The 23069-nt window shown below is 74.3% G+C and carries 9 protein-coding genes; 3 read left to right on the top strand and 6 right to left on the bottom strand.

Features of this window, described 5'->3' with window-relative positions; translation table 11 throughout:
• Positions 1–4: 4 nt before the first annotated feature.
• From ACIRVF_RS20260 to ACIRVF_RS20245, 4 genes are all read right to left on the bottom strand, one after another.
• A complete protein-coding gene (locus tag ACIRVF_RS20260) occupies positions 5–5152 on the bottom strand; it encodes an amino acid adenylation domain-containing protein (protein WP_402819311.1) in 5148 nt (1715 codons plus the stop codon).
• A gap of 47 nt (positions 5153–5199) precedes the next feature.
• The gene (locus tag ACIRVF_RS20255; protein ID WP_402819308.1) at positions 5200–6468 is read right to left on the bottom strand and encodes an MFS transporter; all 1269 of its coding nucleotides are present in this window, start codon (positions 6466–6468) and stop codon (positions 5200–5202) included.
• Positions 6465–7217: a thioesterase II family protein gene (locus ACIRVF_RS20250; RefSeq protein ID WP_402819306.1), complete on the bottom strand. Its 753-nt coding sequence runs from the start codon at positions 7215–7217 to the stop codon at positions 6465–6467. The genes ACIRVF_RS20255 and ACIRVF_RS20250 overlap by 4 nt, the downstream gene beginning before the upstream one ends.
• A gap of 78 nt (positions 7218–7295) precedes the next feature.
• Positions 7296–12821 carry an amino acid adenylation domain-containing protein gene (locus ACIRVF_RS20245; protein ID WP_402819303.1) on the bottom strand — a complete coding sequence of 1842 codons (5526 nt, stop codon included), beginning with the start codon at positions 12819–12821 and terminating at the stop codon, positions 7296–7298.
• Positions 12822–13017: 196 nt separating this feature from the next.
• Here ACIRVF_RS20245 and ACIRVF_RS20240 point away from each other — a divergent pair, with 196 nt between their 5' ends.
• From ACIRVF_RS20240 to ACIRVF_RS20230, 3 genes are read left to right on the top strand one after another with little or no spacing between them, the layout of a single operon-like run.
• The gene (locus ACIRVF_RS20240) at positions 13018–16200 is read left to right on the top strand and encodes an amino acid adenylation domain-containing protein (RefSeq protein WP_402819300.1); all 3183 of its coding nucleotides are present in this window, start codon (positions 13018–13020) and stop codon (positions 16198–16200) included.
• Positions 16197–17414 (top strand): NAD(P)/FAD-dependent oxidoreductase, encoded by a 1218-nt coding sequence (locus ACIRVF_RS20235; protein WP_402819297.1) that lies wholly within the window; start codon positions 16197–16199, stop codon positions 17412–17414. The genes ACIRVF_RS20240 and ACIRVF_RS20235 overlap by 4 nt, the downstream gene beginning before the upstream one ends.
• Before the next feature lie 22 nt (positions 17415–17436).
• Complete coding sequence (locus ACIRVF_RS20230) at positions 17437–18975, top strand: AMP-binding protein (RefSeq protein WP_402819295.1); 1539 nt, start codon at positions 17437–17439, stop codon at positions 18973–18975.
• A 69-nt stretch (positions 18976–19044) separates the two neighbouring features.
• Here ACIRVF_RS20230 and ACIRVF_RS20225 read toward each other — a convergent pair whose 3' ends face one another.
• Complete coding sequence (locus ACIRVF_RS20225) at positions 19045–21420, bottom strand: amino acid adenylation domain-containing protein (RefSeq protein ID WP_402819292.1); 2376 nt, start codon at positions 21418–21420, stop codon at positions 19045–19047.
• Complete coding sequence (locus ACIRVF_RS20220) at positions 21417–22796, bottom strand: condensation domain-containing protein (protein WP_402819289.1); 1380 nt, start codon at positions 22794–22796, stop codon at positions 21417–21419. The genes ACIRVF_RS20225 and ACIRVF_RS20220 overlap by 4 nt, the downstream gene beginning before the upstream one ends.
• Positions 22797–23069: the final 273 nt, after the last annotated feature.

Below are 23069 nucleotides of genomic sequence, written 5' to 3'. Positions count from 1 at the left end.
GTGCTCAGGCCCCCTGCGCGGGTCGGCGCCGGCGCACCACGGCCGGCTCCGCGGCGTCCGACCGTGGCGTCCGGTCGATCAGGGCCGCCAGCGCCGCGACGGTCGGGTGCTCGAAGCAGGCGCTCAACGGCAGTTCGACGCCGAGGCCCTGGTGGATCTCGGCGAGCATCCGCACCGCCGCCAGCGAGTGGCCGCCGAGGACGAAGAAGTCGTCGTCGATGCCGATCCGCTCGGTCCCGAACAGCCGCTGCCAGATCCCGGTCAGCACCCGCTCGGTGGCGGTGCCCGGCGGGGTGCGGAAGCCCTCGGCGCCCTCCTCCGGCGGGACCCGCAGCGCCTTGCGGTCGGTCTTGCCCGACGGCAGGGTCGGCATCGTGCCGAGCACCACGAACCGCGCGGGGGTCATGGCCCGGGGCAGCGAGCGGGCGCAGTGCGCCCGCAGCTCGGCCGGGGTCGGCCGGGCGGCCTGGTCGGCCGGGTCCACCGGGGTGACGAAGGCGACCAGGCGCGGCCCGGCCTGCGCCGAACCGTCCACCACCACCGCCGAGTCGGCGACCTTGCGGTGCGCGCCGAGGACGGCCTCGATCTCGCCGAGCTCGATCCGCACCCCGTGGATCTTCACCTGTCCGTCGCCCCGGCCCAGGTACCGCAGCTCACCGTCGGCCGTCCACCGGGCCAGGTCGCCGGTGCGGTACATCCGCTCACCGGGCGCGCCGTACGGGCAGGGCAGGAAGCGGTCCGCGGTCAGGTCGGGGCGGCCCAGGTAGCCGCGGGCCAGAGCGGCCCCGGCGAGGTAGAGCTCGCCGGTGACACCGGGCGGGACGGGCCGCAGGGCCTCGTCCAGGACGAACAGCCGGGAGCCGGTGATCGGCTCGCCGAGCGGCGGGCTCACCGCGCCGTCCAGCGGGCCGGACAGGGTGCCGAGCACGGTCGTCTCGGTCGGGCCGTAGGCGTTGTGCAGCCGCCGCCCGCGCCCCCACCGGGCCGCCAGGTCGGTGCCCATCGCCTCGCCGCCGCTGACCACCGCCCGCAACGCGGGGAACGCGCGGGCGGGCAGCGCGGCCAGGGCGGTCGGGGTCAGCACGGCGTGGCTGATCCGCCGCTGTTCGAGCAGGACGGCCAGTTCCTCGCCCAGCACCGGGTGCGCGGGCGCCACCACCAGGGTGGCCCGGGAGCGGAAGGCCATCAGGAGTTCCATGACGTACATGTCGAAGGTGGGGGACACCTGCTGGAGCACCCGGGGCTGCTTGCCCTGGCCGTCCGCCATGACCACCTCGTGCAGCCGTTCGCAGAGCGGCGCCAGCCCGGTGTGGGTGACCACGACGCCCTTGGGCCGCCCGGTCGAGCCGGAGGTGTACAGCACGTAGGCGGCGTTGGCCGGGTCGACCGGGGCGGTGGCCGGGCGTTCGCCGGAGTGGTCGGCGAGCGTGTCCAGCAGGTCCGGGTCGTCCAGCAGCAGCGCCGTCGGGGCGCCGACGGGCAGGGCGGAGGCACCGGCCGAGTCGGTCAGCACCAGCGCGGGCCGCGCGTCGGACAGGATGAACGACAGCCGCTCGACCGGGAAATGGACGTCCAGCGGCAGGAACGCGCCGCCGGCCTTGGCGACCGCCAGCACCGCGAGCACCAGCTCGCCGCTGCGCGGCAGGGCCAGCGCGACCGTGCGCTCCGGGCCGATCCCGCGGGCGACCAGTTCGGCGGCCAGCCGGTTCGCCTGCTCGTCCAGTTCGGCGTAGCCGAGGGTGATGTCGCCGGTCTCCAGGGCCGGCGCGTCCGGTGCCGCCGCCACCGCCCGCTCGAACAGCTCGGCGAAGGTGGCCGGTCGGGGCGCGGCCGCACCGGTGCTCCACCCGCCGAGGACGGCCTCGCGCTCGCCCGGGAGCAGCAGCTCCCAGTGGGAGATCGGCAGGTCGGGCTGCTCGGTCGCGACGGCCAGCGCGAGCAGCAGCCGCTGCGCCAGGGCCTGACCGGCCGCCTCGTCGAACCGGTCGGCGCTGACCGTCAGGACGCCGCTGATGGTGGCGCGGGCCCGGTCCTCGGTCAGCTCGAAGGTCAGGTCGAAGGGGGTCGCGGGGGTGCCCAGGTCGAAGGGTTCGGTGGGCAGCCCGCCGAGGGCGGGCACCGGCTCGGGCTCGCCGTTGAGGCTCGCCATCACCTGGAACAGCGGGTTGCGGCCGTGCCGGCGGGGCGGGTTGAGGGCGGTGACGATCTCGTCGAAGGGCAGCTCCATGTGGTCGTGCGCGGCGAGGTTGGTCTCCCGCACCCGGGCGATCAGGGTGCGGAAGCTCGGGTCGCCGGAGGTGTCGGCGCGCAGCACGGCGGTGTTGATGAAGCAGCCGATCAGGTCGTCCAGGGCCTGGTCGGAGCGGCCCGCGGTGGGGGTGCCCAGCGGGATGTCGGTGCCGGCGCCCAGGCAGGTGAGCATCGCGGCGATCGCGGCCTGCAGCACGATGAAGACGCTGGCGCCGTGCTCGTGGGCCGCGGCGGTGATCCGCCGGTACAGCTCGGGGCCGGCCTCCACCCGGGTGGGCAGGCCGCGGAAGGTCGGCGTCGCGGGGCGGGGCCGGGCGCCCGGCAGGGCGAGCTCCTCGGGCAGCCCGGCCAGCGCCTCGGCCCAGAACCGCAGGCTGCGTCCGAACGGGCTGCCCGGATCCTCGGCGCGGCCCAGCTGCTGGGCCTGCCAGAGGGCGAAGTCGGCGTACTGGATGGGCAGTTCGTGCCAGTCCGGGGCACGGCCTGCGGCCCGGGCGGCGTAGGCGGTGGCCAGGTCGCGGCAGAGCGGCGCCAGCGAGAGGCCGTCGCAGGCGATGTGGTGGACGTCCACCAGCAGGACGTGGGAGCGCGGCCCGGTGCTGAACACATGGAGTCGCAGCGGGACTTCGACGGTCAGGTCGAACGGGGTCTCCAGCGCGTCCCGCAGGGCCTGCTGGAGGCCGTTGGGGTGGATGGCGCTCGCCCGGACGACCTGGGCGACGGCCTCCGGAGGCTGCACCGACTGGCGCGGCACTCCGGCGTCGGCGGGGAAGACCGTGCGCAGGATCTCGTGCCGCCGGCCGAGGTCGGACGCGGCCGCGGCGAGCGCGGCGAGGTCCAGCTCGCCGTCGATCCGCACCGCCAACGGCATGTGGTAGAAGGCCTGTTGCTGCCCGAGCCGGTTGACGATCCAGATCCCGCGCTGGGCCATGGACAGCGGGAGCACCTCGGGCCTCGGGCCGGAGGCGGCCGGGATCGCGCTGCGGGCGGGCGCCTCGGCGGGGGTCGCGGAGGCCTCGTCCAGCAGCTTGGCCAGGTCGGCGAGCACCGGGGTCTTGAGGATGTGGCGGACGGAGAGCTTGACCGACCACTGCCGCCGGATCCGGGCGACCAGCCGGGTGGCCAGCAGAGAGTCCCCGCCGTCGCGCAGGAAGTCGGTGTGCCGGCCGACCGTCTCGGTGCCCAGCAGCCGGGACCAGATCGCGGCGAGGGCCCGTTCGGTCGCGGTCGCGGGGGCGTCGGAGCCGTCGCCCGTCTCCGCGGCGGGGCGGGGGAGCGGGATCCGCGGGTCGGCGGCGTACTCGACGGTGCCGTCGGCCAGCACCCGGGCCCGGCGGCCGCTGGGCGCGCCGGCCAGCAGCAGGTCGCCGTACACTCCGGTGGGCGCCCGGTTGCCGTACCGGTCGCGGACCTCCGCCTCGGCGCCGTCGACCTCGGCCGGCCCGTGCACGCCCAGCGGGACGCCGCCGACGCTCGCCGCGCCCCCGCCGCCGACGCTCGGCGCGCCCTCGGCCAGGAAGGCCTCCAGCAGGGCCAGGTAGTCGGCGGCGAGGCGCTCGACGGTCGCCCGCTCGAACAGGTCGGTGGCGTAGTCGAAGGTGAAGCCGACCTCGTCCGCCGTGTAGCTGACCGCGAGCTCCAGGTCGAACTTGGCGGAGTCGTTGCGCATCTCCACGATCTCGACCGCCAGGCCGGGCAGCTCCGGCGGCGGAACGACCTGGTTGACGCTGCACATCACCTGGAACACCGGGTTGCGGGACGGGTCCCGGACCACGCCGAGCGCCTCGACCACCCGGTCGAACGGCACGTTCTGGTGCGACAGCGCCTCCGCGGCCACCGTCCGCACCTGGCCGAGCAGCTGGCGCAGCGTCGGGTCGCCGGCCAGGTCGACCGGCACGGCCAGGGTGTTGGCGAAGTAGCCGATGACCGGCTCCCACTCGGCGCGCGGCCGGTTGGCCACCGGCACGCCGATGACCACCCGCTCCTCGCCGTTGTACCGGTGCAGCAGGGCGGCCAGCACCGTCACCGCGGTGGCGAACAGCGAGGCCTCGTGCCCGGAGCCCCAGGCGGCCAGCCGCCGCTGGAGGTCGGCCGGGACGGGCACGGTGACGCCGGCGCCCTCCCCGCTGAGCAGGACCGGCCGCGGCAGGTCGGCCGGGATCCCGGCCTCCTGCGGCAGCCGGGCCAACTGCTCGCGCCAGAAGGCGAGCTGGCCCCGGTAGAGCTCCACCGTGGCGGGCTCGGCCTCCCAGGCCGAGTAGTCGGCGTAGCGCATCGTGAGCGGGGCCAGGTCGGCGGGCGCGCCGCCGACCCGGGCGGTGTAACAGGCGCCCAGCTCCCGGAAGAACAGGCCCTCCGACCAGCCGTCGGTGATCGCGTGGTGCATGGTGACGGCGAGGTGGTGCACCGCTGCCCCGGCCCGGATCAGCTTGGCCCGGAACAGCGGGCGGCCGGCCAGCTGGAACGGGATCCGGCTCTCCTCCTCGATCAGCCGGGTCACCGCGGCCTCGCCGAGGGCGGTCAGGTCCACCTCTTCCCAGGGCAGTCGGTCCGGGTCGAGCAGCAGTTGGAAGACCTCGTCCTCGTCCCCGGCGAAGGTGGTGCGCAGGCTCTCGTGCCGGGCCACCAGGTCACCGACCGCGAGCCGCAGGGCCCCGGCGTCGAGCTCGCCCGCCAGCCGGAGCCGGAACGGGACGTTGTAGGTGCTGTTGGGGCCGTTCAGCTGCTCCAGGAACCAGAGCCGCTTCTGCGCCAGCGACGCGGGCGCCCGTCCGTCGCCCGGGCGGGCGGCCGGCACGGCGGCGGACGCGGGGGCGGCGGTCGAGGCGGTGGCCTCCTCCGCGAGGGCGCGGGCGAAGACGGCGTCCAGTGTGGCGCGGCCGACCGCATCGGTGTCGTTCACGACGTTCCTGGCCTTCCTGGGTCGTGGGGGCGGTGTCCGACGGTGCGTCAGACAGTGGCGGGGGCGGGGAGTTCGGTGGGGATGCCGGCCACCTTGCGGACCGGGGAGAGGGCGAGCAGCAGCGCGGCCAGTCCGATGCCGCCGGCGCAGACCACGATCGCCAGCTGGGTGCCCAGCCAGGAACCGAGCGCGCCGCCGGCCATGGCACCGAACGGGGTGCCGGCCATCACGATCATGCGGGTGGAGGCGTTCATCCGGCCCTGCATGTCGTCCGGGGTGATCGCGGACCGGTAGCTGCGGATGTTGACGGCGCTGGCGATCACCAGGACGGCGTAGGCGACCTGGACGAACATCAGCATCGCGAAGGCGACGCCCTTGGGCATCACCGTCGCGGCGGGGATGACGAGTTCGACGGCGGTCATCGCCACGGTGGTCCAGACCACCATCCGGCCGAAGGGCAGCGCCCTGCCCAGCCGGGCCGCGATCAGGGCACCCATCAGCGAGCCGACGCCGGTACCGGCCAGCAGCGCGCCGACCAGGATGCCGGGCAGGTCCAGGGTGCGGGTGATGAAGACCAGGAAGACCGGGTCGATCGCGATGGCGGAGAAGTTCACCAGGAAGGTGACCAGGACCAGGGTGCGCAGCGTGGGGTCGCCGAAGATGAAGCCCAGACCCTCGCCGATCTCCTTCCACATCGAGGACGGGTCTCCGGTGGCGGGCTTCTCCGGCACCGGCTCGCGCCTGCGGATGCGCAGGGTGCAGGCGGCCGCCAGTCCGAAGGCGAAGACGTTGACCATGATGACGACGGGGCCGGTGAGCAGCTGCACCAGCAGGCCGCCGAAGGTCCGGCCGCCGATGTTGGAGACCGAACTGCTCATCTCCAGCTTGCTGTTGCCCTCGACGAGGTCCTCGCGCTCGACCAGGGCGGGCAGGATCGAGGCGTTGCCGATGTCGGAGACGGTGCTGCACGCGCCGGTGCCGAACACCACCGCGAGCAGGATGGGGACGTTCAGCAGGTGCGCCCAGGACAGCAGCGGGACGGAGAGCAGGATCAGCGAGCGCACGGCGTCCGCCGCCACGATGATCATCTTCTTCGGCCGCCGGTCCAGCCAGACCCCGACGAACAGGCTGATCAGGAGGTACGGCAGGAACTCGGTGGCGAGCAGCAGCCCCATCTGGAACACCGAGGCGCCCAGGCTGACCGAGGCGATCAGCGGGACGGCCACCGCGACCATGTTGGTGCCCAGCATGGACAGGGTCTGGCCGGCCCAGAGTCTGCGGAAGTCCGCGTGGTCCCACAGTCCGGCGAGCTTCACGACGCCGCTCCTTCCCGGGTCATGGCGCGGCCCATCAGGTCGAGCAGCGGCTGCGGCGCGGCGAGGAAGGCGTGGTGACCGCCGTCCAGCAGGTGCTCGTGGTGGCGGGCCGGCGGGACGTACCGCGTCCAGCCGCCCAGCTGCTCGGGACGGATCTCCACGTCGTCCTTCCAGCCGACCGCGTGCACGGCGCAGGCCAGCGGTTCGGGGGCGTCGAGCCGGTAGCGGCGCTGGGCGGCGAGGTCCTCCTCCAGCACGTCCAGGGCGACGTCGAGGAAGTCCGGGTCCATCCTGGTTCCGGCCGCCTCGGCGAGGACGTTCAGCTCGACCGCGAGGTCGTCCCGCTCCAGCCACAGCCAGCGGCCGAACGGGTCCTCGTCGGGGGCGAGTTGGGAGGACACGAAGAGCGCGGTCAGCTCCCTGCCGTGCACCCGCTCCAGTTCCAGCGCGGTGGCGAAGGCGGAGAGGGCGCCACCGCAGTGCCCGAAGAAGCCGGTCGGCCGGTCCACCAGCGGCGCCAGCGCCGCCGCGGCCGCCGCGGCCAGGTTCTGGTAGGTGACCGGGTGCGGCTCGCGCAGGCGGTTCTCCCGCGCGGGCAGCTGCACCAGGCACACCTCGACCTCACCGATCCGCTCGGGCCAGGCGCGGTACATCGACGCGCCCGTGCCCGAGTACGGGAAGAGGAAGATCCGTGCCGGGGCGTCCTCGGATGGTTGGCGGAACAGCCATTTGCCCGCGTCGGTCTGCATGGCGCCGTGAACTCCTTGTTCCCACCGTTGCGGTGTCGGGGTGGTCGGTGATGGGGCGGTCGGGCCGCGGCGGCCGGGTCAACCGCCGAGCGCGGCGGCGCCGAGGACGGCGCCGACGGCCCGGACGTGCGGCTGCCGGACCAGGCCGTAGTGGTCGGTGTCGAAGCGGTGGACCGCGAAGTCGCCGGCCACCACCGCCCGCCAGGCCCCGGCGCTGCCCAGTTCCCGGCCGTCCCGGCTCTCCAGGTAGACGGCGTTGCCGGGATGGCGGCGCGGCCGGTAGGCGTGGTGGGCGCGCAGGTGAGCGGCGAAGACGCGGTGGCGCGCGGCCCAGGCCTCGCTGCCGGCCTCGGCGGGCGGGGCGCCGGTCAGCGCCAGCGCGTCCCGCAGGAGCGCCTCGGTGGTGCGGGTGTCGTCCAGCCCGGCGAGCTGCCCGGGGTCGGGGAACGCGGCGTCGACCATGGCGAGGGTCACCTCCCGGCCGGCCGCCGTCAGCAGGCCCGCGGCCTCGAAGGCCAGCACCGCGCCGAAGGACCAGCCGGCCAGGTGGACCGGCCCGGCCGGGTGGTCCCGCCCGATCCGGGCCACGGCGGCCGCGGCCATCTCCTCGACGGTGGAGCCGACCGGCTCGGCGCAGTCCAGCCCGTGGACGGCCAGCCGTGGGTCGAGGGCGGCCGTCAGCGCCAGGTAGCCCAGGGCACTGCCGCCGACCGGCGGGAAGAGCCACAGCGGCGCGGCGCCCGAGGGGCGCAGGGCCAGGACGTCCCAGCCGTTCGGCGCCTCCGGCGAGGGGGCCTCCAGCAGGGCGGCGAGGCGCTCGACCGTGTCGTGGGCGAACAGCTCGGCGACGCTCAGCCGGCGCTCGAAGTCCCGGCGCAGCCGCCCGATCAGCCGGACGGCGGCCAGCGAGTGCCCGCCGACCCCGAAGAAGCCCTCGTCGAGGCCGAAGTCCGCGGTGCCCAGCACATCCGTCCAGGCGGCGGCGACCAGGCGCTCGGTCGCGGTCGGCGGCCGGGAGGGCGCGGTGGGGCGCACGGTGTCGGCGGGCGCCGGGAGCCGCCTGCGGTCCACCTTGCCGCTGCCGGTCAGCGGCAGCTCGGGGAGCGGCTGCCAGACGGCGGGCACCATGTGCCGGGGCAGCAGCCCCTCGGCGTGCCGGCGCAGCTCCTCGACCGCCAGCGCGCCGCCGGGCCGGACGGTGAAGTACCCGATCAGCCGCTCGCCGTCGAAGGTCACGGCGGCCGAGCCGCAGTCCGGGTGCGCGGACAGGACGGCCTCGACCTCGCCCGGCTCGACCCGCATGCCGCGGATCTTCAGCTGGGCGTCGGTCCGTCCCAGGTACTCGATCGCGCCGTCCGGGCGGCGCCGGGCGAGGTCCCCGGTGCGGTAGAGGCGCTCGGTGCCGCCGTCCGGGAGGGTGTGCTCGCGGAAGCGCTCGGCGGTCAGCTCGGGGCGGCCGTGGTAGCCGTCGGCCAGGCAGACGCCGCCGATGAACAGCTCGCCGGCGGTGCCGACCGGGACGGGCCGGCCGGACGGGTCCAGCAGGTGGATCCGGGTGTTGGCGATCGGCCGGCCGATCGGCACGGTGTCGGCACCCCGGGCACCCTCGGGGGTGCAGTGCCAGTACGTCACGTCCACGGCGGCCTCGGTGGGGCCGTACAGGTTGGCCAGCGCGGCCTTGGAGCGGTCCAGGAAGTCGCGCTGGAGGTCGGCCGGGAGCGCCTCGCCGCTGCACACCACCTGCCGCAGCGCGGTGGCGGCGGACACGTCGGCGGCGTCCAGGAAGGCCCGCAGCATCGAGGGGACGAAGTGCGCCACGGTGATGGACTGCCGTACCAGCACCTGCTCCAGGTAGCCCGGGTCCCAGTGCCCGCCGGGCTCGGCGACGACCAGCCGGGCGCCCTCGCGCAGCGGCCAGAAGAACTCCCACACCGAGACGTCGAAGGTGTACGGCGTCTTCTGCAGGACCCGGTCCTCGGCGGTCAGCCGGAACTCCTCCGTCATCCAGTCCAGCCGGTTGGCGATCGCCCGGTGGGACACCACCACCGCCTTCGGACGGCCGGTGGAGCCGGAGGTGTGGATGACGTACGCGGGGTCGCCCGGGCCGGTCCCGACCTCGGGGCCCCGCTCGCTGCGCGCCGGACCGTCCGGCACGAACTCGACCAGCACGCCCGCCGGTCGGCAGTCCTCCGTACCGGCGGCGGTCAGCACCACCCGGCAGCCGGACTCGGCGAGCAGACCGGCCGTGCGCTCCGCCGGGTCCTCCGGGTCCAGCGGGACGTACGCGCCGCCCGCCTTGAGCACGGCGAGCAGCGACACCACCAGCTCCGCCGAGCGGTGCTGGACGATGCCGACGTGGTCGCCGGGCCGCACGCCGAGCGCGACCAGGCGGTGCGCCAGGGCGTTGGCCCGGCCGTCCAGTTCGGCGTAGCTCAGGACGCGGTCGCGGAACAGCACGGCGGGCGCCTGCGGGGTGCGGGCGGCCTGCCGCTCGATCGCCCGGTGCAGCAGCCGCGGGCCCGGGTACTCCCGTTCCGTCCGGTTCCACTCCCGCAGCTCGGCCAGCTCCGCCCGGGACAGCAGCGGGACGGCGGTGGGCGCGGCCGCCGGATCGGCCAGCACGGCCCGGATCACGGCCACGTGGTAGCCGAAGTAGCGGTCGGCGTCGGCGGCGGCGATCCGGTCGGCGTCGTAGCGCAGTCCGAGCCCGATCAGGTCGGTCGCGGTGTCGCGGGAGAACTCCGAGCCCAGCAGGAAGTCGGTGGGGGTGTGGCTGCGCTCCTCCAGCACCTCCAGGTCACCGGTCGGGACGGCCGACTCGTTGCGGAAGTGGGTGTAGTTGAAGAAGGTCTCGAAGGCGGCCGCACCGGCCACCCGGCCGCGCAGCTCGGCCATCGGGAAGCGCCGGTGCGGCTGGACGGCGAGGTCCGTCGCGGCGACCTGCCGGATCAGCTCGGACCAGCTGTCGACCGCCGTCCGGCAGCGCACCGGCAGGGTGTTCAGGAAGAGGCCGACCACCCGGTCCCCGTCCGGCTCGGCGATCCGGCCGTTGTAGACCGCGCCCGAGACCACGTCCTCGGAACCGGTCAGCAGCGCGATCACCCGCAGGTGCACGGTGAGCAGCACGATCCGCACCGGGACCCGCAGCCGGGCCGCCAAGGCGACCAGCCCGGCGGACAGTTCGGCCGGCAGCTCGCGTGGCACCACGGCCATGTCCGGCACCCCGGTTCCCGGGGCGGCCGGTACGGACCCGAGCGCGACCCCGTCGAGCTGCGCCTGCCAGAAGGCGAGCTGCTCCCGGTCCCGTACGGCGGCGCGCTCCAGGGCGACGAAGGAGCGGTAGTGGGCGCGGGGCGCGGGCGGCAGGGCGGCCGGGCCGCCGCGCCCGAGGGCGGCGAGGTAGAGGGAGAGCAGCTCGCCGAACAGGATCCGCTCGCTCCAGCCGTCGATCACGGCGTGGTGGACCACCGTCCACAGCTGGACCTCGTCGTCGGCGAGCCGGGCGAGGTGGTAGCGGATCAGCGGCGGCCGCTCCCAGTCGAAGAGGTTGCGGCCCTCCCAGTCGGTGCGCTGGTCGATCAGCGCCCGCTGCTCCCGCTCGGGCAGGCCGCGCAGGTCCTCGAAGCTCACCGGCGCCTCGGCGACCCTCCGGTGGACGATCTGCAGCGGTTCGCGGTAGCCGCCCGGGGCGAAGGAGGTGCGCAGCAGCTCGTGGCGCTCCAGCAGCCGGGCCACGGCGGTGCGCCAGGCCTCGGCCGAGAACCCGACCCGCAGCCGGGTCAGCAGCACGTCGTGGTACATCGCGGTGCGGGCCCGCTGGCCGCTGCGGTAGAGCATGCCGGACTGGAGGGCGGTCAGCGGACAGGCGGCGACGGCGTCGGCGGGCAGCCGCGGCCGGTCCTCGGGGTGCACCAGCTCGAACGGGCCGATGGGCGCGGGGCCGGCGGCGGGCGCGTCGGTGCGCACCAGCGGGGCGAGTTCACGGACGGTCTGGTTGCGCAGCAGGTCGCGGACCCGGAAGGCGAGGCCGCGGGCGCCGGCCCGGGCGACGATCTGCACGCTGCTGATGGAGTCGCCGCCGAGCTCGAAGAAGTTGTCGTCGATGCCGACGGCGGGGTGCCCCAGCACCTCGGCCCACACCTCGGTGAGCACCCGCTCGGCCTCGTCGCGCGGCGCGGAGTCGTCGGCGGGGGCGGGCGGCCGGGACCGTTCGGGTTCCGGGGCCGCGGCCGTACGGGCGGCGGGCCGCGGTGGTGCGTCGGAGCCGAGGAAGTCCGTCAGCGGCCGGTCCGGCTGTTCGGCGGCCAGTTCCAGCACCCGGGCGTAGCGTGCGGCGAAGTCGGCGACCCACTCGGGGGAGAACCGGTCGGCGCGGTACTCGAACTCGGCCACCGGCCCGTCCGCCGTCCGGTTGACCTGGAGGGACAGCTGGTACTTGGCGGTGACGGACGGGATCTCGACCGGGCTGAACTCCAACTCCCCGGCCCGCACGGGCTGGAAGAAGTCCTCGCCGACGGTGAAGGCGACCTGGAACACCGGCGGGTGCCCCGGGTGCCGGGGCGGCCGGACCTCCTTCACCACCGTCTCGAACGGCACGGCCTGGAGGTCCTGGGCCCGCAGGACGGCGGTGCGCACCCGCTCGACCAGCTCCCGGAAGGTCCGCGGCCCGGTGAGGTCGGTGCGGACGGTGACCATGTTGACGAAGCAGCCGACCGTCGCCTGGAACTCGGCCCGGCTGCGGTTGACCGCCGGGGTGCCCACCAGGATGTCCCGCAGCCCGGTGCGGTCGGCCAGCAGCAGGTCGTACGCCGCCAGCAGCACGGTGAACGGCGTGGTGTGCAACTCGGTCGCCAGTGCGCCGAGTTGCTCGACGGCTTCGGCGGGCAGCGGGACGTCGGCGGTGCCGCCGGGGGTGGCGGTGGAGTCCGGGGCGGGCGGTGGGAGGTCCCCGGGCAACTCCAGCACGGGGAGGTCCCCGGCGAGCAGTTCGGCCCACTCGCGCCGCGCCCGTTCGCCGGCCGGGCCCGTCAGCCACTCCTCGTGCCAGAGCGAGTAGTCGCCGTACTGGTAGTCCACCTCGGGCAGGCCGGGTTCCGTCCCGGTGGTCAACGCCCGGTAGTGGGCGGCGAGTTCGTCGAGCACCAGTTTCGCCGACCAGCCGTCGAAGACCGCGTGGTGGGCGCAGAACATGACCACGTGGCGGTCGTCGGCACACTGCAGCAGCCCGGCCCGGACCAGTGGCCCGTGGTCGAGGTCGAAGGGGGCACTGGCGTGCTCCGCCATCCGCCGTTCGCGTTCCCCGTCGTCCCGGCAGGTGGCGAGGCGCCATTCCCACCGCGGTTGCGGATGGACGACCTGGAGGAGTCCCTGTTCGTGAATGCGGAAAGTGGTGCGCAGCGCCTCGTGCCGGGAGAGCACGGCGCGGAACGCATTGCGCAGCGCCGGGATGTCGACCGTTCCCCGGACTTCCCAGAAGCACGGGATGTGAAAGGTCGGTGCGTCACCGACGGTCTGCTGCGCGAGGAAGAGTTGCTCCTGAACCTTCGACGCCGGGAACGGATCCTCGTCCGCGGCGTCCGATCGGGCGGGGAACTCGCTGTCCACGGCTCGTAGACGCCCTTTCCTCCTGGGTGTGGAGACACGGATCGGCGTCCCCCAGGAACGTCAGCATACAGGCGGGAATTGGCTCGGCAAGGGGTGAGATCTTGCCGTGCCCGCAAGGGATTTGACCTCTGTCATGATCGCATCGAGTAGGGTAGTCTCGCCGCGTCTTGCAGTGATGAGAGCGGGGGACCAACCCATGCCCGACCGTGTCGTTCCCATCTCGCCGCAGCAGCGCAGGCTGTGGCTGCTGCACAGTCTGCATCCGCGACTCCCGCTCTACAACGGGCCCGTCGCGCACGAGATCCGGGGTGAACTCGATGTCCCGGCGCTGGAACAGTCAATCCGTGCACTGATATCCCGTCATGCCGCACTGCGGACAGGTTTTTCCGTGGTGGACGACCAGCCCGTACAAGTGGTGGTCGACCGCCTGGAGTTCCGCCTTCCCGTGCACGACCTGAGGGGGGATCCTGATTCCCTCCGGGCCCGGGTGCGCGAGGCCGCCGCCGAGCCGTTCGACCTGGAACGCCCCGGAGTGTTCGACTTCCGGCTGTTCCGTTCGGCGGACGAGGAGTGGACGCTGCTGCTGAACCTCCACCACATCGTCACCGACGGCTGGTCCAACGCGGTGATCGCCGAGGAGATCGGCCGGGGCTACGCGGACGCGCTGGCCGGGCGCCCGCCCGCCGCCGAGGAGGCCGGCCACGGGTATGCCGAGTACGGCGCCGCGCTGGCCGAGCGACTGGCCGACGGCCTGGCGGAACGTCAACTCGCCTACTGGTCCGAGCACCTCTCCGGCGCCCCCGACCTGCTGCGACTCCCGTTGGACCGGCCCCGGCCGGCCCGGCAGCGCTTCCACGGCGAACTGCTGGACTTCGCGCTGGACGCCGAACTGGCCGAGCGGGTACGGCGGACCGCGGTCCGCCACCGGACCACGGACTACGTGGTGCTGCTGGCCGCCTTCACCCTGCTGATGCACACCTACACCGGCGAGCAGGACGTGGTGGTGGGCGCACCGGTGTCCAACCGGGACGACGAGGCCCTGGACCGCACGGTCGGCTTCTTCGTCAACATCCTTCCGCTGCGCAGCCGGAGCCGGCGCGGCGAGAGCTTCTCCGAGTATCTCCAGCGCTGCCGGGCGGCGTTCATCGGCGGATTCCGCAACCAGACGGTGCCTTTCGACGAAATCGTCAAGGTGACTGGCAGTCAGGGCGCGCTCGGACACTCGCCACTGGTGCAGGCGGTATTCGGATACCACCAGGAGAGCGCTCCGACGCTTCCGCTGGACGGCCTGCGGACGAGCCGCTGGAACGTGCCGACCGGATTCGTCCAGACGGACCTGGAGTTCGACCTCGCACGAGCCGCGGACGGTTCCGTGGCCGGAATCATCGCCTATGACAGCGACCTGTTCGACGAGGCGACGATCACCCGGCTCGGCGAGAATTACCGCGCCCTGCTGGAGGGGGCGTTGGCCGATCCGCAGACCCCGCTGGCCCGGCTCGAACTGCGTTCCGCCGAGGAAATCCGCCTGGACCGCGAGGTGAACGGAACCGCGGCCGAGTTTCCGGCGGACGTCTGTCTGCACGAGCTGTTCGAGGCGCAGGTCGAGCGCACCCCGGACGACGTCGCCGTGGTCTCGGAATCCGCCCGGCTCAGCTATCGCGAACTCGACGACCGGGCCGAGGCGTTGGCGCGGCGGCTGCGGGCGCGGGGGGTGGGGCCCGAGCTGGCGGTGGGCATCTGCCTGGAGCGTTCGGTGGAGATGGTGGTGGGGCTGCTCGGCATCCTCAAGGCCGGTGGCGCCTACCTGCCGCTGGATCCGGCCAGCCCGCCGGCCCGGATCCGGCAGATCCTGGCCGACGCGGCCGCGCCGGTGCTGCTGGTGGACCGGGCGCTGGGGGAGGAGATCGATCCGGCCTCGGTCGGTGCCCAGGCCCTGGACCCGACGACCCCGGACCCGGCGACCCCGGACCCGGCGGCCCGGTCCGAAGGAACCGTGAACCGCCCTCACCCCGAGAACCTGGTCTCCGTCTACTACACCTCCGGCTCCACCGGCATGCCCAAGGGCGTGGCCAGCCGCCACCGCGGCTGGGTGAACCGGATGGTCTGGATGCAGCGCCGGCACCGACTGGCCCGCGGCGAGACCGTCCTGCACAAGACCACCCTGACCTTCGACGACTCCGCCCTGGAGATCTTCTGGCCGCTGTCGGTCGGCGGCCGGGTGGCCGTGCTCGAACCCGGCCGCCACCGGGACCCGGTGGCGGTGCTGGAGGCCGCCACCCGCTACGAGTCGGTCTACCTCCAGGTCGTCCCAAGCATGCTGGGCGCGGTGCTCGACCTGGTGGAGCAGGCGCCCGAGCGGGTGCCGCCGCGGCTGCGCAACACCACCTCCAGCGGCGAGGCGCTCACCGCGGCGACGGTCGAGCGCTTCCACCGGCTGATGCCGGGCGCGCTGCACAACACCTGGGGCGCCACCGAGGTGTCGATCGACTCGACCTGCCACACCTGCGGCCCGGCCGACGAGACCGCCGCCGGACCGGTGAGCCTGGGCCGGCCGTTCGACAACAACACCGTCCACGTGCTGGACCGCGAGCTGCGGCCGGTGCCGGTCGGGGTGGTCGGCGACCTGTACATCGGCGGCCTCGGGCTGGCCCGCGGCTACCTCAACGACCCGGCCCGTACGGCGGGGGCGTTCCTGCCCGACCCGTTCCGCCCCGGCGAGCGCCTCTACCGCACCGGTGACCAGGGCTTCCTGCACCCCGACGGCGGCTTCCGCTTCGTCGGGCGCAGCGACCACCAGGTGAAGATCCGCGGCATGCGGGTCGAACTCGGTGAGATCGAGACGGTGCTGCTGCGCCACCCGCAGGTGCGGGACGCCGTGGTGGTGATCGCCGCGGAGGGTCCGGTGCAGCGGCTGGTGGCCTTCGTCACCGCCGTCGACCCGGCCGACCCGCCGGGCTTCGACGCCGTGCGGGAGCACGCCAAGGAGTGGCTGCCGCACTACATGATCCCGGCCCAGCTGGTGGTCGAGGACTCCTTCCCGCTCAACGCCAACGGCAAGGTCGACCGGCGGGCGCTGAAGGTGCCCGAGCCGCCGGCCGGTTCGCAGGCCTCCGGGGGCGAGGCGCCGCGGACGCCGTCCGAGCAGTTCGTCGCCGGGGTGTGGCGGGAACTGCTCGGTGTCGAGCGGATCGGCGCCGAGGACGGCTTCTTCATGCTGGGCGGCCACTCGCTGGTCGCCACCCGGTTCACCGCGCGGGTGCGCCAGCGGCTCGGCGTCGAGTTCCCGCTGGTCACGCTGTACTCGGAGCCGACCGTACGGGCGACGGCGAGGACGCTGGAGGAACTCGTCGCGCGGAAGCTCGCCGAGGCCGAGCGGTGAGCGGCGGCTGGGACGCCGTGGTGGTGGGCGCCCGGGTCGCGGGCGCCGCCACCGCGCTGCTGCTCGCCCGGCGCGGTCACCGGGTGCTGCTGATCGACCGGGCCGCGTTCCCCTCGGACACCATGTCCACCCTCTACATCCACCAGCCCGGCGTGGCCAGGCTCTCGGAGTGGGGCCTGCTCCCGGCGCTGCTGGAGTCCGGCTGCCCGGTGCTGGACACCATCAGCTACGACGTCGGCGGGGTCCGGCTGGCCGGCCCGGCCCCGGTGATGCCGGGCGCCCCGGCCGCCTTCGCGCCGCGCCGCCTGGTGCTGGACCAGCTGCTGGTGGAGGCGGCCGTCAAGGCGGGCGTCGAGTTCGTGGACCGGGCCAACCTCCAGGAGCTGGTCCACTCCGAGGGCCGGGTCAGCGGCGTGCGCTTCCGCACCGCGAGCGGCGTGCGCACCGAGCACGCCCGGCTGGTGGTCGGGGCCGACGGGATGCGCTCCCGGGTGGCCCAACTGGTCGGCGCGCCGGCGGAACTGAGTGACCCGCGGGCCAGCTGCGTGTACTACACCGGCTGGGCCGGGATCAGCACCGGCTTCGGATTCCACGAGAGCCCCGGCAACTGGATCGTCCGGATCCCCACCCACGACGACGTGACCCTGATCTCCACCTACTTCCCGCAGGACCGGTTCGCCGAGATCAGGCAGGACCCGTTCCGCCACCACCTGGCGGCGGTGCGCACCACCGCGCCCGAGCTGTACGAGCAGCTCGCGGAGGCCGAGCAGGTCGAGCAGATCATCGGCACCGGCGACCAGCAGAACTACTTCCGCCGCGGGCACGGCCCCGGCTGGGTGCTGGTCGGGGACGCCGGCCACCACCTGGACACCATCAGCGCCCGCGGCATCACCAACGCGCTGCTCCAGGCCTCCTTCCTGGCCGAGGAGTTGACGGGCGGGCCGGACGACCCGGCCGCCCTGGCCCGGTTCACCCGGCGCCGCGACGAGGAGCTGACCGAGCCGTACCAGAGCACGCTGGAGCTCGCCAGGCTGACCGTCACGCCGTCGCGGCTGGAGCTGCTGCGCGGCATCGCCGGGTCGCCCGAGCTGACCGGCCGCTACTTCGCGGTCGTCGCCGGGATGCTCGGCATCGACGAGCTCTTCGACGACGGCTTCGACGACGTCTTGGACGACGCCTTCGATGACGCCTTCGCCGACGACGACCAGTTCTGATCCCACTTCTGGAGGAACCGCCATGAGTCCCGCTCCACTCTCGCTCTGGGGCGGCGAGTCCCGACCGCCGTGCCTGCTGGCCGCGTTCCGCGACCAGGCCGTCGCGCGGGGGCCGCAGACCGCCGTCGTCGACGGCGGCCGCGGCGTCACCTACAGCGAGCTGCTGTCGTGGGTCCAGGGCATCGCCGAGGGCCTGACCGCGGCCGGGATCGGCCCGGGCGACCGGGTCGCGGTCACCGGGCGGCGCAGCGCCTCGGTGGTGGCGGCGATGCTCGGCACCATGTGGGCGGGCGCCACCTACCTCCCGCTGGACAGCGAGTACCCGGCGGCCCGGCTCGCCCACATGCTCAAGGACAGCGGCGCCGGCCTCCTGCTGTACGCGGACGAGGAGCCGGAGTTCGAGGTGCCGGTGCCCGCTCTGCCGATCTCCGGCCTGCCGGCGAAGGGCACGGTCGACCCGGTGGCCTGCCGGCCCGAGCTGTGGACGTACATCATCTACACCTCGGGCTCCACCGGCCTGCCCAAGGGCGTGGCCGTCCCGCACAGCTGCCTGGACACCATGGTCGACTGGCAGCGCAACCACTCCGTCCGGCCGCACCTGCGCACCGCCCAGTTCGCCCCGCTCAACTTCGACGTCTCCTTCCAGGAGGTGCTGGGCACCCTGTGCGGCGGCGGCACGCTCGTCGTGGTGCCGGAGGAGCTGCGCCAGGACCCGTTCGAGCTGCTGGAGTGGCTGGGCGAGAACCGGATCGAGCGGCTCTTCCTCCCGTACGTGGCGCTGCAGATGCTCGCGGTGGCGGCCGCCGAGGAGGACTCGCTGGACCACCTGGCGCTGGCCGAGGTCAACGCGGCCGGGGAGCAGCTGGTCTGCACGCCGGACATCCGCGAACTGTTCGCCCGGATGCCGCAGTGCCGGCTGAACAACCACTACGGGCAGAGCGAGTCCGCGATGGTCACGGCGCACACCCTGACCGGCCCCAGCGGCTCCTGGCCCGCGCTGCCGCCGATCGGCGCGCCGCTGCCGGGCTGCGAGCTGCTGATCGACCCGCTCGACGCGGCCGAGCCGACCGTCGGCGAACTGCTGGTGACGGGTGCGCCGTTGTCACCCGGCTACCTCAACCAGCCGGAGCTGAACGCCAAGCGCTTCGTCACCGTCGACCCGACCCCGCAGGGCCACACCGCCGCCTTCCGCACCGGCGACCTGGTGCGGCTGGAGGACGGCGTGGTGACCTTCCTGGCCCGCCGGGACAAGGACGTGAAGATCCGCGGCTACCGGGTCAACCTGCTGGAGATCGAGGTGCGGCTGCTGGAGCTGCCGACCGTCTCCGCCGCGGTCTGCGTGGCCCTGGACGACGGGCAGGGCTCGCGCTCGCTGCACTGCGCGGTGACGGTCGAGGCCGGAGCCGAGCCGCTGGACGGTGCCCGGGCGGCGGCCGAGCTGCGCCGCAACCTGCCGGACCCGTACATTCCGCGCACCTTCACCACGGTGGCCGCGCTGCCGCGTACCCACAGCGGCAAGGTGGACCGGGACGCGGTGGCCCGTACGCTCGCCGAGCGCTGACCCCACGCCCGCACGCCGAACGGCCGGCCTCCCCGCGGAGGCCGGCCCCTTCGTTCGTCGTACGGGCGGTCAGCGCAGCGACGGCCGGGTGCTGGTGCCGCGCCGCTCGGTGACGACGGCGGCGACCTTGGCGACGGTGTCGGCGGCGATCAGGTCGGCCACCTTCAGCGCGGTGCCGAAGCGCCGGTTCAGCCGGCCGACGACCTGGATCGCGGCCAGCGAGTTGCCGCCGAGGTCGATGAAGGAGGCCGTGGCGCCCGGGACTTCGGCCAGGCCCAGCACCTCGTGCCAGGTCTCGCCCACGGCGGCGCGGACGGCCGGGTCGGAGGCGTCCTCCGTCGTGGCGGCGGGGACGGCGGCGGCGCCGGCGGCGAGGCGTTCGAGTTCCGGACGGGCGATCTTGCCGTTCTGGTTGACCGGAAGCTCGGCGAGCACGAACACCCGGGCCGGGACCATGCTCTCCGGCAGCCGCTCGCGCAGGTGCGCCCGGAGGACGTCCGCCGAGGCCTCGGACGCCCTGGCCGGCGACACGTAGGCGGCCAGCGACTGGGCGATGCCGGCCGGGTCGCGCACCGGCACCACGACGGCGTCCGCCACCGCCGGGTGCTCGCGCAGGCAGGACTGGATCTCGCCGAGCTCGATCCGCACGCCGCCGATCTTCACCTGGTGGTCGACCCGGCCGATCAGCTCCAGCTCGCCGTCCGCCCGCAGCCGGGCCAGGTCGCCGGTGCGGTACAGCCGGGCGCCGGGGACGGCCGAGAACGGGTCGGGCAGGAAGCGCTCGGCGGTGAAGGCCGGGCGGTCCTGGTAGCCCCAGCCGACGCCCAGGCCGCCGAGGAACAGCTCGCCGAGCTGGTCCACCCCGGCCGGCGTGCCGAAGGAGTCCAGCACGTAGGCGCTCTGGTTGGTCATCGGCTTCCCGTACGGGATCGAGCGCCAGCGGGGGTCGACGGCGGCCACGTCGTAGTAGGTGCTGTCCACCGAGACCTCGGTGGCACCGCCGAGGCTGATGAAGCGGGCCTGCGGGAACGCCCGGCGGGTCGCCTCCGGCTGGGCCAGCGGGATCCAGTCCCCGCCCAGCAGGAAGGCCCGCAGCGCCCCGGCGCGGCCGGTGCTCCAGGTGCGCAGGAACTGCGCCAGCGAGGACGGGACGGAGTGCCAGACGGTGATCCCGGCCCGCTCGACGAGCTCCACCCAGTGCTCGACGTCGTTCTCCCGCCCGCGCTCCGGCAGCACCAGGGTGGCGCCGGTCATCAGCGCGGCGAACACGTCGTAGACCGTCATGTCGAAGCTCGGCGAGGAGACGCCGAGGATCCGGTCGCCCGGGCCGAGGCCGTAGCGGGAGCTGAGGTCGAGGATCATGCTGGTCCGGCCGACGTGGTCGAGCAGCGCGCCCTTCGGCTCGCCGGAGGAGCCGGAGGTGAAGATCACGTACGCGAGGTCCCGGCCGGTCACGTCGACCTCGGGCAGGGCCGACCGGTCGGCGGTCGGCAGCTCCTCGACCGGGCCGAGCGGGATCACCGGCACACCGGTCGTCGAGTCCGCGCCGTCGGCGGCGCCCAGGGCGTCGGCGACCACCACGTCCACCCGGCCCAGCCGGTGCAGCACCTCGCGGCGGTGGGCGGGCAGCATCGGGTCGAGCGGGACGAAGGCCGCACCGGTCTTCAGCGCCGCGTACGCCGCCACCACCAGCTCGGCGCTGCGGGTCGCCGCCACCCCGACCCGCCCGCCGGGCCCCACCCCGTGCCCGGCGATCCGGACGGCCAGCGCGTTGGCCCGGGCGTCGAGTTCGCCGTAGCTGAGGCTCAGCGGGCCCTGGACCACCGCGATCCGCTCCGGGTCCGCGGCCACCTGCCGCTCCACCCGGTGGTGCAGGCAGACCGGCTCCGTCAGCGGCGGCCGCGGGCGGTTCACCTCCGCGACCAGCTCGCGCTCGGCGGCGGTGAGGTGCTCGACCTGGTCGATCCGCAGCTCGTCGGGGGCGGCGAGGTAGGCGGCGAGGTGCGCGGCGATCCGGGCGGGCGCGTGCTCGTCGTCGGGGCGGGCGGCGGCCCGCAGCCGCAGCGTCCAGGTGCCGTCGTCGGCGGGGGAGAGGGCGAACACGGCCGGCGAGGACTGCGGGTCCACCGACAGCTCCAGCCCCTTCGCGAAGGCCGCCCCGCGCCGGGCGAGGGCGGCCCGGCAGGCCCCCAGGGTGGGTGTGGAGGATCGGGTTCCGGCCAGTTCGGCGGGCTCGATCCGCCACTCGGTCCAGGCCGCACGCTCGTCGGCGCGCCCCCACAGGATGACCGGCCGCATCCCGCCGTAGCGCAGCACCAGCGCGCACAGCCCGGCGGCGAGGTCCGAGGGCGCTCCGGCCCGCAGGCCGCCGAGCGGCTCGGACTCGACGGTCCCCGTGCGGTCGCTCCACAGCACCGGGAGGACGGGATCGGCGTGCTCGGTCATGACGTGGCTCCCTGGTGGGGTGGGTGAGAAGTGGGCGCGACCGACGCCAGCAGCCGGGAGACGCGGGCGTCGGGGCGGTCCACGGCCGTCCGGAGCAGCTCCCGCAGCTGGTCGGCCAGGCCGTCGGCCCACGGCGCGTCGAACGCCTCGGTCGAGTACTCGATGCTGAGCAGGAAGTCCGGGCCGTCCTCGACGAAGGTCACCGTGGCGTCGAAGGCGTGCTGCCCGGGGTACAGGTCGATGTCCTCGCAGCGGACTCCCGGCAGCTCCGGGCGGCCCGGGGCGCTGCCGCCGGTGCGCAGCTGGAGGGTGACCTGGGCCAGTGGGTTGCGCCCGGGCCGGCGGGCGGGGGCGAGGTGGCGCACCACGCTGCCGAACGGCACCTCGTGGTCGATGGCCCGTACCGTGGCGGCGTTCAGCCGGGCGGCCAGCTCGCAGAAGGCCGGGTCGTCCGAGAGATCGGCGCGCAGCACCACCATGTTGACGAAGTAGCCGATCAGCGGTTCGAGTTCCGGCTCGCCGCGGCCGGCGAACAGGGTGGCGAAGGCGGTGTCGGGGCGGCCGGTGCGTTCGGTCAGGGCGAGCGAGAAGGCCGCGCCGAGCCACGAGAACAGCGACCCCCTGGCGGCCCGGGCCAGTTCGGTGAGCCCGCGGTGCAGAGCCGGGTCGAGCCGTACGACGAGGCGGTCGGCGGCGAACGACGGCCGCCGGGGGCGCGGCCGCCCGGCGGCCAGGTCGACGGCCGGGACACCGCGCAGCTCCTCCTCCCAGTGGGCGAGCAGCGCCTCCAGCTCCGGACCCCGGAAGCACTCCCGCTGCCACCGGGCGTAGCGCCGGTACGGCACCGGCAGCGGCGGCAGCACCGCCTCGGGGTCCCGGCCGGCCAGCAGCGCGGCGTAGCCGGCGGACAGTTCGCCGGTGAGCAGGCGCAACGACCAGCCGTCGGAGGCGATGTGATGCATCACCAGACAGAGCACGTGCTCCTGCGGTCCGAGCCGGAACAGCCGCAGCCGGAACGGCCGGCCGGCGGCCAGGTCGAAGGGCTCGCGGGCCTCCCGGTGCAGCGCGTCGGCGAGTTCGGGCCCGTCGGTGACCTCGCACAGCGGCAACTCGGCCCCGGCGGGCGGGAGCACCAGTTGGTACGGCTCGCCGTCCTCCTCGCGGAACGCGGTGCGCAGCACCTCCTGGCGGCGCACCACCAGGGTCAGCGCGGCTTCCAGCAGGTCCGTCCGCAGCGGGCCGCGCAGCCGGAAGGCGAGCGGGACGTGGTAGGCCGCGGTGCCGGGCACCAGCTGCTCGAACATCCACAGGGCCTCCTGACCGGAGGACAGTTCGTACCGCTCGGCCGGGTCGATCCCGTCGACGGAACCGGGCATCGTGCTCCCATCGGTGAAGAGTGCGGAGGGACGTCTGTCGGATACCGGGAGGACGCCGCTCCCCGGGGAATCCCCGCCCGGGCCGCGCCGGGACCGAGTGCGCCGGCGGGCGATCACCGCCCAGTCTGTCAGCCGTACGCACTCTGCGGAAGATCCTCCCGAGGGGTGGGCCGAAAACTCCAGGAGGAAAGGCAGTTGGTTGTCATACCCCGGCGTCTGCGGTATCCCTTGATCTCGAACCTGTCCGGTGCATGCTCACTTCCGGGAGTCGCG

The sequence above is a fragment of the Kitasatospora sp. NPDC101157 genome, assembly GCF_044768255.1.
Taxonomy (GTDB): domain Bacteria; phylum Actinomycetota; class Actinomycetes; order Streptomycetales; family Streptomycetaceae; genus Kitasatospora.
Note: the sequence above shows the minus strand (reverse complement) of the source record. Positions and strands in the feature narration are given on the sequence as shown.